Origin of the sequence: Paenibacillus sp. FSL P4-0113 (assembly GCF_038009305.1) — a bacterium.
Taxonomy (GTDB): domain Bacteria; phylum Bacillota; class Bacilli; order Paenibacillales; family Paenibacillaceae; genus Paenibacillus; species Paenibacillus polymyxa_D.
The window spans coordinates 94,093-110,174 of the sequence record NZ_JBBPAZ010000002.1; the positions used below are offsets into that span (position 1 = coordinate 94,093).

General features: G+C 44.3%; 14 protein-coding genes. 9 read left to right on the forward strand and 5 right to left on the reverse strand.

All coding sequences use genetic code 11. The features are described from left to right. Nucleotides 1-11: 11 nt before the first annotated feature. Nucleotides 12-1,046: a C40 family peptidase gene (locus MKX46_RS24985; protein ID WP_318626687.1), complete on the reverse strand. Its 1,035-nt coding sequence runs from the start codon at nucleotides 1,044-1,046 to the stop codon at nucleotides 12-14. A 254-nt stretch (nucleotides 1,047-1,300) separates the two neighbouring features. On the opposite strand from MKX46_RS24985, the gene MKX46_RS24990 reads away from it, so the two are divergent. Next, entirely contained in the window at nucleotides 1,301-2,452 is a 1,152-nt protein-coding gene (locus MKX46_RS24990) for an iron-containing alcohol dehydrogenase (protein ID WP_069011380.1), read from the forward strand. 95 nt (nucleotides 2,453-2,547) lie between these two features. Here MKX46_RS24990 and MKX46_RS24995 read toward each other — a convergent pair whose 3' ends face one another. After that, complete coding sequence (locus tag MKX46_RS24995) at nucleotides 2,548-3,144, reverse strand: TetR/AcrR family transcriptional regulator C-terminal domain-containing protein (protein WP_029514753.1); 597 nt, start codon at nucleotides 3,142-3,144, stop codon at nucleotides 2,548-2,550. 245 nt (nucleotides 3,145-3,389) lie between these two features. On the opposite strand from MKX46_RS24995, the gene MKX46_RS25000 reads away from it, so the two are divergent. The 5 genes from MKX46_RS25000 (at nucleotide 3,390) to MKX46_RS25020 (ending at nucleotide 7,500) form a co-directional block, all read left to right on the forward strand. Next, nucleotides 3,390-4,511, forward strand: coding sequence for an NADH:flavin oxidoreductase (locus MKX46_RS25000; protein ID WP_029514752.1), 1,122 nt, complete (start codon nucleotides 3,390-3,392; stop codon nucleotides 4,509-4,511). Between the two features lie 212 nt (nucleotides 4,512-4,723). After that, on the forward strand, nucleotides 4,724-5,146 hold the full coding sequence (locus MKX46_RS25005; RefSeq protein WP_029514751.1) for a MarR family winged helix-turn-helix transcriptional regulator: 423 nt from the start codon (nucleotides 4,724-4,726) through the stop codon (nucleotides 5,144-5,146). Nucleotides 5,147-5,218: 72 nt separating this feature from the next. After that, nucleotides 5,219-5,800 carry an NAD(P)H-dependent oxidoreductase gene (locus tag MKX46_RS25010; protein ID WP_013309835.1) on the forward strand — a complete coding sequence of 194 codons (582 nt, stop codon included), beginning with the start codon at nucleotides 5,219-5,221 and terminating at the stop codon, nucleotides 5,798-5,800. A gap of 410 nt (nucleotides 5,801-6,210) precedes the next feature. Further along, the gene (locus MKX46_RS25015) at nucleotides 6,211-6,648 is read left to right on the forward strand and encodes a MarR family winged helix-turn-helix transcriptional regulator (protein WP_029514750.1); all 438 of its coding nucleotides are present in this window, start codon (nucleotides 6,211-6,213) and stop codon (nucleotides 6,646-6,648) included. Between the two features lie 21 nt (nucleotides 6,649-6,669). Beyond that, nucleotides 6,670-7,500, forward strand: a complete 831-nt coding sequence (locus MKX46_RS25020) for a DegV family protein (RefSeq protein ID WP_029514749.1) — start codon at nucleotides 6,670-6,672, stop codon at nucleotides 7,498-7,500. A gap of 74 nt (nucleotides 7,501-7,574) precedes the next feature. Here the strand turns inward: MKX46_RS25020 and MKX46_RS25025 are convergent, their stop codons facing one another. The 3 genes from MKX46_RS25025 to MKX46_RS25035 all read right to left on the reverse strand — a co-directional run bounded on the left by MKX46_RS25025 (nucleotide 7,575) and on the right by MKX46_RS25035 (nucleotide 11,745). Further along, nucleotides 7,575-8,210: a hypothetical protein gene (locus MKX46_RS25025; protein WP_029514748.1), complete on the reverse strand. Its 636-nt coding sequence runs from the start codon at nucleotides 8,208-8,210 to the stop codon at nucleotides 7,575-7,577. A gap of 211 nt (nucleotides 8,211-8,421) precedes the next feature. After that, entirely contained in the window at nucleotides 8,422-9,648 is a 1,227-nt protein-coding gene (locus MKX46_RS25030) for an MFS transporter (protein ID WP_029514747.1), read from the reverse strand. A gap of 69 nt (nucleotides 9,649-9,717) precedes the next feature. Then, nucleotides 9,718-11,745 carry a beta-galactosidase gene (locus MKX46_RS25035; RefSeq protein WP_029514746.1) on the reverse strand — a complete coding sequence of 676 codons (2,028 nt, stop codon included), beginning with the start codon at nucleotides 11,743-11,745 and terminating at the stop codon, nucleotides 9,718-9,720. Between the two features lie 138 nt (nucleotides 11,746-11,883). On the opposite strand from MKX46_RS25035, the gene MKX46_RS25040 reads away from it, so the two are divergent. The 3 genes from MKX46_RS25040 (at nucleotide 11,884) to MKX46_RS25050 (ending at nucleotide 15,988) form a co-directional block, all read left to right on the forward strand. Beyond that, complete coding sequence (locus MKX46_RS25040) at nucleotides 11,884-12,720, forward strand: AraC family transcriptional regulator (RefSeq protein ID WP_029514745.1); 837 nt, start codon at nucleotides 11,884-11,886, stop codon at nucleotides 12,718-12,720. A 193-nt stretch (nucleotides 12,721-12,913) separates the two neighbouring features. Continuing rightward, on the forward strand, nucleotides 12,914-14,731 hold the full coding sequence (locus MKX46_RS25045; protein ID WP_029514744.1) for an APC family permease: 1,818 nt from the start codon (nucleotides 12,914-12,916) through the stop codon (nucleotides 14,729-14,731). Between the two features lie 138 nt (nucleotides 14,732-14,869). Beyond that, nucleotides 14,870-15,988, forward strand: coding sequence for an acyltransferase family protein (locus MKX46_RS25050; RefSeq protein WP_209948013.1), 1,119 nt, complete (start codon nucleotides 14,870-14,872; stop codon nucleotides 15,986-15,988). The last annotated feature ends 94 nt before the right edge of the window (nucleotides 15,989-16,082 follow it).

Below are 16,082 nucleotides of genomic sequence, written 5' to 3' on the forward strand. Positions count from 1 at the left end.
TCCAGTTTGTCTTAAAACAGCCTGCGGGCTGTTACGAAACGATTCTGCCATTTACCATCAAGCGTGTCAAAATGAACGCCACGTTCTTTGGAGAATGTATGCAACAATTTGTTGTTCCCTGCATAGATCGCCACATGGCCGATCTCCAGGTCGCGTGCGCTGAAGAACAGCAGGTCGCCTTTACGTAGCTCGTTTAGCCCGACCTTCTGGCCTTCTTTAGCCTGATCGTAAGAGACACGGGGGAGGTCGATGGAGAGCGTATGTCGGAACACTTCCCCCACAAAAGAAGAACAATCAAAGGTCGATGTCTGGCCGCTTGCTGCGCCGAATTCATAAGGAGTACCAAGGAATTTCTCTCCGTAGGCGATGAGTTCATCTCCCTGCCGTTCCACCAGGGATGAGCTGGTATAATCGCTGTATTTGGGTTTAGCCGATATGTATCCGGTCAGGTTGTCTTTAGTGCGCACTTCCAACCAGAGGGCATTGATCTCACGGATGACATGAACCTTTTCGTTGGCTGGAATAAGCCGCAGGGAAGGGGAAGCTCCCGACGAATCCGGTTTGCTGCGCAGGTTGACTCCCGAAAGAACCGTTGTAAAAAAATCGTTACTGGAGACAATCCGAATCGCTCGGGTCAGGGCATCCCACTTCACTGTGCTCCCAAGTGCCTCGCTCACAAAACGTAGTGGAATCATTGTGTTGCCCTCAACAATTTGTCCAGGAACATTCAGGGACAGCGTTTTGCCGTTTAAGGTGGCAGCAAGTTCCCCCATACGGTAGGTCAGCACCGCTTCATTTTTGGTAGCTGTTACGGTTTTGCTGGATGCGTTCCAGGAAAGCTCGGCTCCTTGTGCCTCAAACAACTGGCGCATCGGGACGAGCGCTGTTCCTTCTAGCAGCAGCGGCTGGGCAGCAAGCTGAAGTGGGCGGTCATCTACATAAACGGTCGTCACCGGAGTCAGCGGTACCGACTTCGCATACGACGGGTTTGCTTGGAGCAGTGATACTGCTAGCAGAGCTAGCAATGCTTTCTTGTTGATTGTCATGCTGTCATCACCTCATTGTGAATATGTTCATCTAAGTTGTACGAGGCTTCCTCCGATTAGTTGTGTACCAAATATTGGACTGATTCGAAAAACGTAAACAAACAAAAATAAAACCAATAAATATCTGTGTTTAATTGTTGACACCAAAATAAAATAAAGATAACATTATACATGTGAAATATTTCACTTTTTGAGAAATACCCTTATATTTAGCGAGGCAACAAGAAGTGAATCCTTTAGGAGGCCGATTTTATATGAGCGCACATGTATTTTTTGTACCATCTATCAATCTTATGGGAACAGGCTGTTTGCAAGAAGTTGGGCCGTATATAAAAGAACTGAATTTAAACAAAGCTCTAGTCGTGACGGATAAATTTTTGATGAAGAGTGGTATTGCAGGCAAGGTTACATCTTTGCTGGATGATATTGGATTGAACTATGCGGTATACGATGAAGTAAAACCAAATCCGACCTGTAAAAATGTACATGATGGTGTTCAGTTTCTGCAAGAAAATGAATGTGACTTTTTAATTTCGATTGGCGGAGGATCACCACAGGATACGGCTAAGGGAATCGGCATTATTGCCACCAATAGGGGACATATAACCGAGTATGAGGGCGTTCATAAATCCAAGCATAAATCGCTTCCTATTGTCGCCATTAATACCACAGCAGGAACATCTGCTGAAATCACGATCAATTATGTCATTACGGACGAAGAGCGCAAGGTCAAGATGGTTATGGTTGATAAGAATAGTGTAGCTACGATTTCAGTAAATGATCCTGAACTGATGGTAGATAAACCCGCCGCATTAACGGCAGCTACAGGGCTAGATGCTTTGACCCATGCCATTGAAGCTTTGGTTACGCCAGGTGCTTATCCTGTAACGGATGCAACTGCCTTGGCAGCAGTAGAAATTATTTTTAAACATTTAGCTCGTACAGTGAGAAACGGTCATGATATAGAAGCGCGTGAGCAAATGGTATACGCTATTTTCTTGGGAGGACTTGCATTTAATAATGCCGGATTGGGTTACGTTCATGCGATGGCGCATCAGCTTGGCGGCGTTTACGATTTGCCTCATGGTGTTTGTAATGCCATGCTGCTGCCAATCGTGGAGGAGGAGAATGCCAAGCATGTACCGGAGAAGTTTCGTGCCATCGCTAAAGCCATCGGTTTTGAAGATAAGGGGAAAACGGATAAGGAATGCGCAGACTATGTAATCCAAAGAATCAAAGACCTGTCGAAGGAAGTAGGGATTCCTTCCAAACTTTCTGAACTAGGTGTAAATGAAGTGGATTTGGATCTGCTTGCCGAGAACTCAATGAAGGATGCTTGCGCTCCGGGCAATCCGTTTATACCTAGCAAAGAACAAGTTATCGAGATGTTTAAGAAAATTCTTTAAATAAAAGAGGCAATTATTTTACTAAATACTATAAGGGCTGTCCCAGGAACTGATCGAAGTATACTGGGAACGGCCCTTTTTATTCGCATTTTCTACTAAGAGATTTGTGAGACTAGAGATAAGACAACCCCATTGAAGATTAAAGGCACAGCTCTCTCGGCTAAATCTGTAGGAGACTCTTTTTTTCCTTCCACATTCCAGCGAAAGGTTACACCATAAATGGACCAGCTTAAAATGGTCGCGGCAAGTTCTAACGTTCTTTGGTCTGTATTATTGGCTTCTCTTGTTATGAGTTGAAGTATGAATTGCTGTAATTGATTCTTAATATGTTCTTCCAGGATCGGTGCCACTGAATTATATTTATGAACGCATTGGTTACTTGAGTCGTGATAGTCACATAACGAAAGAATAAGTTTCTGAATGATCTCCTCCGACAAACGTGCCTCAGCATCAATCCTCTTGATAACATACTCCAAAAATGCATCTGACAAAAGGGTTTCAAGCAGTGCATATTTATCTTGAAAATGTGCATAGAACGTGGCGCGGTTAATGGTGGCTTTTTGGGTAATGTCATTGATCGTAATCGTGTAGAAGTCTTTCTTATTTAATTGGTCAACGAATGCGTCGAGAATTAATCTACGTGTTCGAATGACGCGAGGATCGTTTGGGTTGGGTGAAGTTACACCAGGCATCCTAAAGACACTCCTTTCAGGAAATCAAATGATTCCCCCATTATAAACATGTGTTGTTTTGTCAACAAGTGAATTTAGATATACAACAATTTCATAACCCTTTTGGTTAAGCAACAGAATGAACATTTTGTCGGTTGAATGATAAATTAAACATTGCTAACATTTCACTTGCACCCCGTTTGATGATGCACGAGCCTTATATATAATTCTTTAAAAGAATAAAAGAAAATGAGGAGGTACAATCCTTGAGTAATCAACCGCAAAATGTTCATTCAACAGAAGCTTTATTTCAACCTTATACCATTCATAATCTAACCCTACAGACTCGTATTGTAATGCCGTCAATGGGCCGCGCTTTTTCACCAAATGGTGTGCCAGGACCGGATGTAGCCGCTTATTATCGCCGTCGCGCAGAGAATGATGTAGGTCTTATTATTACTGAAGGCGCAGTGATTGACCATCCGGCTGGAACAAGTGAGCCGAGGATACCTAATTTTTATGGGGAAGCGGCTTTAAACGGTTGGGCTGAAGTGGTCAGACAGGTTCATGAAGCTGGTAGTAAAATTTTCCCACAGCTTTGGCATATGGGGATGGCTCGTCCTTTGGGATCTCAGCCGAATCCCGAAGCGCTATCGATTGGTCCATCGGGGCTGGATCTGGAAGGCAATAAAGTGACCGAGCCGATGACAGAAGAAGAAATTGTCAAGGTCATTCGCGCCTATGTCGATGCAGCTGCGAATGCAAAACGACTGGGTTTTGACGGCGTTGAAATTCACGGAGCACACGGCTATCTGGTTGATCAATTCTTTTGGGAGAGGACGAACCAACGTACGGATCGCTATGGTGGCGATATCATAAAACGTGCTCAATTCGCCATTGAGCTTGTGGAAGCTATTCGTGCTGAGGTTGGCCCTGACTACCCTATTGCCATGCGCCTATCCCAATGGAAAATGAATGATTACAACGCAAAGCCGTTCGATACACCGGATAAACTGGAGCAATTCCTGAATGTATTAGTAGAAGCGGGCGTGGACATCTTCCATTGCTCGACACGTCGCTTTTGGGTACCTGAATTTGAAGGCTCCGATTTGAGCTTTGCCGGATGGGTGAAGAAGCTGACTGGAAAAACTACGATTACGGTTGGCTCTGTAGGTCTGGATGAGGATTTTGTAAGTTATATCGAAGGGAAAGGGGCAGGACACCAAGATATTAATGAACTTCTGGAACGGCTCGACAACAATGAATTTGATCTGGTAGCTGTTGGGCGTGCGCTTCTGGGCGATCCTGCATGGGCTACGAAAATACGTGAAGGCCGAATTCATGATCTTCAAACCTTTACACCTGAGATACTTCAAACGCTCAACTAAAACATATCATACTTTGAACATCTCTTCATTTCATAAATAAATACTGTAAGCCAAAATACTCAAAGTCAGGTAAGGAACTTGGGTATTTTGGCTTTTTTATGCGTCTGCGATAGTAATCCACCATGAACCATTATAGATTAAGTCATATTTGCTTTTAGTTCAGACTGACACCAACACTTGATATATATAGATGTCTATGTAATAATGCTTGTATGTTAAAAAATAATGCAGCTGCACTGATAGGAACCATTAGAGACTCGATCAATAAATTGATTGTGTCTGAGCTCGAATCGAATGGAATTGAAGGGATTGTTCCTACTCATGGCGGAATCCTAATGTTCCTTTATCAAAACGACGGGCTTTCTATTAAGGAATTGACGCAAAAAATTTCTCGTCAGCAACCCACGGTCACTGTTTTGATCGACAAGCTAGTGAAGTTGGGATATGTCGAAAGAAAAAAAGAAAGGGAGGATAGCCGAGTTACCCTGATATTTCTGACCGATAAGGGAAGAGAGATAGAGCCTGTATTTGAGGTGATCTCCAATAGATTACAAGAAACCATCTATGGTGGTCTCAAAGATGAAGAAAAAGAACAACTGGAATATTTGCTGGAGCATGTCAAAAACAGATTATAAATTTTTTTAAGTAAATGTATAGATATCTATATTAATATCAAAATAACAATAAAACATCTGGAGGTTATTAAAATGAAACATCTTATTATCTATGCTCACTCAAACGCAGAAAGCTTCAATCACGCGATACTCGAAACGGTTGTAAATACCTTGAAAGAAAAAGGTGATGAAGTCGTTGTACGCGATCTTTATGCCCTTAATTTTCAACCTGTATTAAAACCTGAGGATACTGCCGCTATGAGAGCAGGGCAAACTCCGGCTGATATCAAAGTGGAGCAGGAATACATCTCACAATCGGATACGATTACTTTTATTTCTCCCATTTGGTGGACAGGTCTTCCGGCTATCCTGAAAGGTTACGTTGATCGTGTATTTGCATACGGCTTTGCATATACGGCTGGTGCGGAAGGGATTAATAAGCTGCTTACAGGTAAAAAAGGTTTTATCGTGAATACACATGGTACTCCCAACGCGATCTACGATGAAATCGGTATGACTGCAGGATTGAAGCTCACATCCGATACGGGAATTTTTGATTTCGTTGGAATTGAATCCGTCGGTCACTTGCTGCTTGGAAGTATTGGTTATCTTGATGAAGATGGCTATAAAGGGTTGTTGAAGCAAGTACAAGACACGGTTAAAACGGTGCTGTAAATTCAGTTCATATTCTTTTAGAAACGTAAGACATTCTTTAAATAATGAGGTCAACCCGTATTTAGTGGTTGGCCTTTTCTTGTAAATGTTAATACTTCTCTAATATAGTCCAAACAACAATCTCATTTGGAGCTGCTCAAATCCCCCTTTTCCTTGAAATTCTATGATATAACACGTTTCCAGAACCTCATAAAATAAAACCCTCCTTGTTGTCTCACGTTATGGGGTCAGTCCCTCTCCTCTGGGTGTCTCACAGTCCAAGGTATAAAACCTCCTGTTATTGGACATTCAAGGGGGGGATAAAGTATAAAAATTCACAAATATTTCATTGTTATTATCGTGGGCAATTCATTATAGTACATAGTATTAATAGTTAACTGTATGTATTACGTGTGTTGCGGAGGTTCACTATGAAAGATTATGAACTAAGGGACGAATTGAGAGAATCCGTTAACCGGATTTATGACATGGAATTATTCAGTAGCCTGACGGAGCTTGTTCAGGGGGAAAACCATGTGCTTCAATATTTAGTTCAGCACCGGGATGATGAAATTAATCCTTCCTTGCTCAGCGATGATCTGCATGTATCCAGATCAAGAATTACGGCAGCGCTTACGGGATTAAGGAAAAAAGGCTATGTGACTATGGAAATGTCTGAGCATGACAGACGACGAATGTGTGTAAGGCTCACAGTAAATGGTGAATCCTTGATCAGACAGAAGCAAGAGAGAATTGAAGGTTATTTTGAAGCGCTTGTAGTAGGTTTGGGTGAGAAGAATGTGAAGGAATTTATACGGTTAATTGAGCTTTCTTTGAGTATTATGAACGCGCGTTCTATTGAAAAATAACATAATGTGAGGGTGTACCGGGTGAGATATAAAATAATAGCAGATAGCTGCTGTGATTTAACGAGAGAGCTTAGAGAAGAGATGCAGATTACTACGATCCCGTTAAATATGACGCTGGGAGATAAATGCTTCGTAGATGATGACACATTGGACTTACCTCAGTTTATGGAAGAAATGAGAGCCTGTACAACCAAAATTGGATCCGCATCACCGTCACCTATGCTATATAAGGAAGCCTTTCAAGGTGCGCATACTTCTTTTGCCATTACATTATCCAGCAACCTGTCCAGTTCGTATTCCAGTGCATTGGTAGGAAAAGATATGGCGGAAGAAGAGGGGGCGGATGTTCATGTATTTGATTCGAAAAGCGCTTCGGCTGGACAGCTCTTGTTAGCTCTAAAACTGCGCAAGTTGATTGACGAGGGATATCATAAAAGCGAAATTATTTCATCCTTGGAGAGCTTTATCAGCAAGATGAAAACCTACTTTGTTTTAGAAAATCTAGATAATTTGGTTAAGAACGGGCGGATGAATAAAATCACTGGAAAGATACTTTCACTCTTGCATATCAGGCCTATTTTAGGCTCGGATGGTGACGGTAATATCGCATTTTTTACTCAAGCACGCGGTCAGAATCAAATTATCGAAAAGCTCGCAGATACTATTGAAAAAAGTGGCCGGGCTACCGAAGGAGAAAGCATTGTCATTACTCACTGCAATAATCCTGGGCTGGCGGAAAAATTAATGAATGCGCTGAGGAAACGCTATCAATTTAAAGATATTCATATTGTGTCCACCAGAGGGATTAGTTCAATGTATGCCAATGACAAAGGGATCATTATGGCCTTTTAAAAATATTCAGGGTTTATCCTCGCTGTATGGATAAACCCTTTTTTAGTACACTGAGGCTTTGCGGGAGTTCAAGCCTATCCCAATTTTCTAATGAGGACAGAAGCGTTTATGCTGGCTTGAGTTCCTCCGGCTTGTGTTTGCAGGGTAACAGCAGTAGTAGAGCTATGGTTTCGCAGAGTAAGGACGTCACCGCATGCCAGAGCAAGGATGGCTTGCCCTGTGTTCTGTTGTGTCCCGGCTCCTGAGCCGTATACAGTTCCCACAGCCAGTGCTCCATTAATAAAGATGGCGAATTGGTTAGGTTCCACACCGGACACCGAAAAGTGAACTTCATATTTTCCAGTATCGGATACAGCAATCTGTGTAGTTCCTGGAACATGAGCAATTCCAGGAGTAAGTATACCGTTCGTATCCCAAATGACATCCCCTTCAATCGGAACAACTTGGGGCTTCACATTGTAAATATAACCAAACTGCGCTAAATCACCTATGGTTCCAGAATCCCCTTCAGGCCCTAAAGCACCATGATTAATATTCACACTTACAAGTTGCTTTTTGACGATAATATCTTTCCCAAACCCTTTCCGTTTTGAGCGGCTCTTTCTCTTTGGGGGCTTCTCCTCAAACTTTTTTTCTAACTTATCAAACCAGGCACGGACAAAAACATTTTTTTTACGGCCTTTTTTTCGTTTTAATTCAGGATGACCCAATACAAACACCTCCATATGGTTTGTTGTATACTACTCCATTCATCTAGAGGAGGCATGGATATCTGTCCTGTGATTCATAGGAAACGATCTATTTTGACTAAAAACAGGCTACTGTACAAGGTACATTCGTCTAGTATGTAAAAAAAGCACCTTTGAATGTGCACTTGGATGACAACCAAGGAACAGACAAAGGCACCAGTAGAGGTGTATATCATGATGAGGCGGTTTGAAGCCGCTTTTTGCGCACATATAGGGCGTACAAGATGCCCCCAAGCAGGCACAGGATACATGTGAAGCCTGCCAGCAACCACGCCGATGAGACTGCTCCACCACGATCCATGCTATTTCCGAGCCATAAAGGCAGCAGAGCTCCCCCAACTCCACCTGCGCCTATAAGCAGGCTGGTGGTAGATTCTTCGGTGCCTGGCATCATTTTGCTGGCAAAAACAAGTGCGATGGAAAAAATGCCCGACATGCCCAGCCCCAGCAGTGTGATAAGGACAAAGGCAACGGTAGTTCCCTTGATCAGTGGGAACACGCATAGCAGCACGGTCGCCGCCAGCGAGCTTAGGGCTACAAAGACACCATAGCCGTACCGATCAGCAATACTTCCTGCGAACAACCGTCCGGTAGCCATTGCTAGCCAGAAGCAGGTAACACTGAGTGCTGCCTCGGCTTGAGTGAGGCCCAGCCGTTCGATGAACATGGAGGGCAGGAAATTAGCTAGGCTCATCTCTGTTCCTACATAGATAAAGAAAAAGATGATAAATAGTGTAAGTAGCTTCCGATTGCCAATAGGGTTACCTTCAGAAGCCTTCTCCGTGGGTGACTTCAGTGAATTAGTCGAACGCTTAAGGCTGTTATCTCGGTGTTCCTGTGGGTCCAATACAGCGTCCAGCGGGCCGAAGGACCCGCGCAACCAAGCTATAATGGTCACGGCTGCAAACATGGAAATGATGGGAAAGGCCAATCGCCACCAACCGAGAGCGATAAGTTGGCTGGCGATAGCGGGCATAGCCAAAGCGCCAATCCCAAAAAAGACTTCCAGACGGCTCATCGCCGCGCCCGTTCCTTGAGTAATACCGCTGATAATAATCGTGCCAATGAGTGTTTCTACCATGCCGAAGCCAAACCCCGCTGCTGCACCGACGACATATAGCCAATCCCAAGGCGGCAGCAATGAGTATAGCACTTCAGCCGCGCACAGCAAAAGCAGGGCGAATACCAGACTTCGGCGTTTGCCGAAACTTCGGGCAAGCCACGGTGACAGCAGGACTCCAACCAGAAAACCGGAAAATTGAGCGAAGATTAGACTACCGCCATCCGTATAGTTTCTACCGTAATGCTCTAACAACACAGGCAGTAGGGAGCCTACAACCACGTGTGCCAGGCCGATTAAAAAATAAGACAAGCTGCCGATCCATAGCAGTCGTTTCATGATGAACTCCTTTGATACCTAGATTATACTCATGCAGCAAAGTGAACTGTATGTGTCAAATCTGAGTGATTATGATAGCTCCAGTACTTGAAAGCCGTAGCCTTCAATAGAAATATCTCCTTCCAGGTATTTACCGCTGATTAGCTCATTCCCTTTCTGATCATCCAGATGATATTGCTGCGTCTGGGCGTTATGATTCAGAATGAACAGATATGATTTTCCATCTTTGGTCCGTACAGTGGTTTCTACACCCGCAGGAGCGCGCAGCAGGGATGGAATCCCTTTTTGCTCACAAATGTAGCCCAGCAGGCCATCAAGGAAAGTCTCTTCAGGATCTGAAGCAACGTACCATGCCTCGCCTTGACCGAAACGATTGCGTGTCAGCACTGGCATGCCCTGATAGAAATCATCGCCGTATTCCGCCAGCACCTCGGCACCTTCGCTATGCAACAGGTCGCAGAGCAGACCACATTGATATTCACCTTGTAATACGCCCACCTTTTCTTTTAATACAATGCGATTGTATGATTCCGGCAGAAGCGCGTCAATTTCCTCCACCCAGATCCCGAGCAAGTTACGCAGTTTACCAGGATATCCTCCGGTTGTGACCAAATCGTTTTCATTTACAATGCCACTGAAAAAGGTCGTTACGAAGGTGCCTCCATGCTCTGTGAATTGTTCCAGCTTCTCGGCGGTACCTGGCTTGACCATGTAGAGTACAGGCGCGATAATGAGATCATATTTCTGGAAATTTGCATCAACGGAAATCAGGTCTATCTGTACGTTGCGCCGGAAGAGGGTCGCATAATACTTATGCACCTGATCCACATATTTCAAGGCGACAGAAGGACCGCTTGATTTTTCCAATGCCCACCAATTATCCCAATCAAACAAAATGGCTACTTTGGCATTGACGGTCGCGTCAAGTAGCGTGTTGCCTAATGCGCCAAGCTCACTGCCAAGCTGTGCCACCTCGCGAAATACACGTGTGTTCTCATGCCCGGCATGCTCAATAACAGCCCCGTGGAATTTCTCACATGCGCCGATTGAGCGGCGAAGCTGGAAGAACATGACCGTGTCCGCGCCATGCGCGACTGCCTGATAACTCCATAACCGCATAACGCCGGGCCGTTTAAGCGAATTATACGCCTGCCAGTTCTGCTGGCTCGGTGTTTGCTCCATCAGCATAAAGGGTTGCCCATCCTTCAAGCCGCGCATCAGATCGTGTGCCATCGCGGTATAGCTTGGCGGGGTATTAGCCGCAGGATAACTATCCCAAGATACAATATCCATGTGCTTAGCCCATTTAAAATAGTCCAGTTGTTTGAAAAATCCCATCAGATTGGTCGTTATCACGGCATGGGGAATATGTTTTTTAATCGCGTTGTATTCCAGCAGATAGCAATCCAGCATACTGTCTGAATTAAAACGTGCATAATCGAGGGATATGCCCTGAAAGGAGGAGTGATTTTCTCCCCAATGCTCGCTCAAATTATTTGGTGGCACGATTTCATCCCAATCATAGAAGGTATGACCCCAGAAGGAAGTATTCCACACCCGGTTTAGCTCTTCCAGTGATCCGTATTTTTGCTTGAGCCACACCCGGAATGCGGCCGCACAGTTATCACAATAGCAATCCCCACCGTACTCATTGGACACGTGCCACACGAGGATCGCGGGATGGTTTTTGTATCGTTCTGCAAGTTGGCCAGCCATCTGCTCCGCAAATTTTCGATACGTAGGACTGTTCGGACAAGAATTGTGGCGACCACCGAACTTCCGCTTCCGTCCGTCAGCGTCCACCCGGAGAACGTCGGGGTAGCGAGTAGCCATCCAAGCAGGATGCGCTGCCGTGCTAGTAGCTAGACAAACGAAGATATCGCTTTCATAAAGACTGTCAATCAATTGATCCAGCCATTCAAAATGATATGTGATTTCGTCGGATTGAATTTTGGCCCATGAGAATACGTTGACCGTGGCGATATCAATCCCTGCCTGCCTGAACATCCGTAAATCTTCCTGATGCGTGGCCTCATCCCATTGTTCAGGATTATAATCTCCACCGTAAAATACTTTAGGTAGTTTACTGCTTATCATGCCAATCACCTCTGTATATAAGAATAATTCTATCTTATAATACAAATAACTGCTTTTAAATATAATAAAATGAACGTGTATATAACAATATGGATCTACATGAGAAATACATACCCGCATACGCCGGAGGTGCTTTTTATGATTTTAACTCCCCATCATTTGCGATTTTTCCTGACTACGCGTGAGCACTCTTTACCCCTTTTTATTGAAAGTATCGGATTTAACAGCAGGCAGGAAGATGTGTCCCGTCCAGAGGGCTATCCGTGCTTTCACTGGATTCAGACGGTGTCTGGTGAAGGGATGTTTACATTTAAAGGGGGGACCTTTCGTCTGGGGGAGCAGTCTGGAGTTCTGCTGCTACCTGGGGAATCCCATGCATACAGACGGGCGACCAAGGTATGGCGAACGTTATACATTACATTTGACGGCCCCATCGCCGCTGCTGTACTGACTGCACTGGGGTTGAAGCATACGCGTGGGTATCATTGGGACCCGGATAGCGAGCTGCACAGTTTTGGGGAAACGATGCTTCATTCCATGGTTAGTGAACGTGATTTGTCTGGATTAGATGCTTCGGCCAATATGTATCGTTTTCTGACTCTGCTGCGTAAACATGGACAACATAGCTCGATGCCTTCCCTATCCCATAATGTGGAACGATTAACCCCTGTACTGGCCTTTATGGAGCAAAATTATGCCAGTCCAGATGTGGGTCTAGGTGATATGGCAGTTATGATGAATGTCAGCTCCCGTCATTTAAATACATTATTTAAGCAAGCGTTTGGTGTGACTTCGTATGCTTATCTGATTGTGATTCGGCTGCGGAAGGCCAAGGAAATGATGGCGGAATATCCGCAATTAACAGTAAAGGAGATTTCGGAGCGAGTGGGCTTCCGAGATACCAGTCATTTTGTGGCAACTTTTCGCCGAGCTGAAGGAATTACCCCGGAAAGGTTCAAATTACTGTATACATAAAGGTATTTTATCGAAATGCTCTTTCTTACTCGGGAATGCTCTTTTTAGGGAGCATTCCTTATTGTTTTTTTCAGGAAGAGGGAGTATAAAATAATAGTTCATTTGTTTCATCAATCTGATGTGCAGGTGACATAATAAACATAAGATCCATAATTCTTTTGCAAAACCCTCATCCAAAGAAGGAGTCAACGAAATGCTGAGCAAAGTCAAAAGATTATTAATCGGTCGTCCGCGAAAGTCGACGGCCCTTGAAGATGAGAAGCTGAATAAGCTCAAGGCACTGGCCATTCTGTCCTCAGATGCCTTATCCTCTGTAGCTTATGGAACGGAGCAAATTCTGCTGGTTTTAATTACAGCCGGCTTTGCTGCCCTATGGTATTCCATTCCTATATCCATTGCGGTATTGGGTTTGCTGATCATTCTGATCCTGTCTTATAGACAGACCATTTTTTCCTATCCTGGTGGCGGAGGAGCGTACATTGTTGCACAGGACAATTTGGGAAAGAGTCCGAGTCTGATTGCAGGCGGTTCTTTGCTGGTCGATTATATTCTGACGGTAGCAGTTAGCTCATCAGCAGGTACAGATGCCATTACATCGGCGTTCCCATCGTTACATGATCATCGGATCGCCATTGCTCTAATTATGATCATCTTTTTGACGATTATGAACTTGCGCGGAGTAACAGAATCTGCCTCAGTGCTGGCTGTACCGATTTACTTATTTGTTGTTGCCATATTTGTTTTGATTATTAGCGGTATCATTCATTACGTGGCAGGGGGAGCTCATGCTGCAGCACCGCAATTTGGAGCTACGGTATCCAACGTCAGCCTGTTCCTGTTACTGAAGGCGTTCAGCTCGGGTTGCTCGGCGTTAACTGGGGTAGAAGCTGTCTCGAATGCCATTCCGAACTTCCGCAAGCCAGCTGCCAAAAATGCAGCAACTACACTAATGATGATGGGTTTGATTCTCGGGTGTATGTTTATCGGAATCAGTTTGCTGGCTTATTGGTACGGTGTTCGTCCTAATCCGCATGAAACGGTCATTTCGCAAATTGCGAACGCCACTTTCGGGCGCGGTGTGATGTATTACATCATTCAGGGTGTAACGGCGCTCATCTTGTTTTTGGCGGCGAATACAGCCTATTCGGCCTTTCCATTGCTTGCTTTTATGCTCGCGAAGGACAAATACATGCCGCACATGTTCATGGTTCGTGGAGATCGGCTCGGATACTCTAATGGTATTTTGTTTCTGAGTATCTTCTCGGCATTGCTGGTCATCGTATTTGGCGGTAACACAGAAAATCTGATCCCGCTTTATGCAGTAGGGGTATTTATCCCGTTTACCCTTTCACAGCTTGGTATGATGATTCGCTGGATCAAGCTCAAACCGCCAGGCTGGATTGTCAAACTTGCTATTAATACGGTTGGGATGCTGACCACGCTGTCGATTACGCTCATCTTTATCTTCACCAAGTTTAGCCAGGTGTGGGTAGTCTTTATCTTCCTGCCTTTGGTTCTGTATTTCTTTATGAAGATCAACAGGCATTACAAAAATACGGCTGAACAACTGCGCATTGATATTACCAAGGATAAACCTATGGTGAAAGGCAATACGATTATTATTCCGGTGGCAGGCATTACGCGAGTCGTCATGAATACGATCAGCTATGCCAAAACCTTGTCGGACAATGTGGTTGCCGTATATGTGGGTGTGGATGATGATGCAATTCGCAAAATGGAACAGAAATGGGAAGAGTGGGATGTCGGTATACGTTTGGTCGTACTGAAATCCCGTTATCGCAGCATTATTAATCCGCTTCGCAAGTTCATCGATACAGTAGAGTGGAAAAAAGCAGACGAGGACCATATCACTGTTCTCATTCCACAATTCATCACCAAGCACTGGTGGGAAAATATTCTACACAATCAGACCAGCTTACTGATGAGAGCTTATTTAATTAATTATAAAGACGTGATCGTAACGACCGTACCTTTTCATTTAAACAAATGACCAAATGAACATCTTTTGGCCGCATTTCTTTGCGGTCGGAAGGTGTTTTTTTGCATAACGAGGATATTTACTTTAGTGATACATTTTGTGTATTATAGATACAAAATGTATCATTTGAGGCTGTTATGGAGGGATACGATGCCCGAAGCTAAGGGGAAAATGGAAGATGACAAGCTGCAATTTGTAGATACGCTAAGGGCGCTGGCTATTATTGGAGTTTTACTTGTGCATGTCAGCCAGCATGTGGACGGATTAAACGGTTGGTTGCAAAAAGGCTTGAGTATAGGAGCCAAAGGTGTCGCTTTATTTTATATGGCCAGCGCTTTTACGCTATTTTTGTCCTTAAGCAGACGTTCGGGTAACAAGAGTGAAAGAATTTCAGCTTACCTGATGCGTCGTTTTTTTCGGATTGCTCCTTTGTATTACGTGATGTTAGGAATCTATTTAGTTGTGAACGGGACAGGTCCACGATTTTGGCTTGGGGATCAGGAGGGAGTCACTGCCGCCAATATCGCAGCTCATGTCCTGTTTCTGAATGGTCTGAATCCGTACTGGATCAACAGCATTATCGGTGTGGAATGGTCCATTGCGGTGGAATGTATGTTTTATCTGTTTATCCCTCTATTATTTAAGCTAATCCGATCCGTCCGCCATGCGACGTGGTTTGTCGTGATGGCGCTTGTGGTAAGCTTGGGGCTAAATACGGTAAGTGTTCAATATCCATGGATTAGTGATCACTCTTTATGGGGGCACTATCTGTATTTATGGTTTCCGAATCAATTGCCTGTCTTTGGGCTAGGTATATTGTTGTTTTTCATTTGGAAAGACGAGCGGCATTGGAAAAGTATAGACCGAGTCAGTGGAGTTTTGCTGCTTGTTTCTGTGCTATTTTCATTTTTAGAAGGCATGACCGATGTTCTCATAGGTGTCGGGTTGCTGCTGGGAGCGTATGCTTTGTATCACTGGCAGCCGATATGGCTGCTTAATCGGGTATGGTCATGGATCGGCCGCCTTAGCTACAGCATGTATTTGACGCATATGCTGGCTCTGGGACTAGTCGTACAGGTTAAAATACCTTTTGCTCCCCTAGTCAGCCTCACACTTATGTTTATCATGACGTTGCTAGTCACCATCGGACTATCTTGGTTTACCTACTCGTGGATTGAACAGCCCGGCATCCGTTGGGGGAAAAAGCTTATATCACGTATGAAGCCTGTGCGCAAGCAGGGAGATTCGGTCAAAGAAAGTGTTGCCTAAGCTACAGCTTGAAGTGGCATCCGATAACATCTGGTTGAAGTGCTTGAATAAATTTATGAAATAATTGAAAAGACCTCTTGAAAAGTAGCTCCCA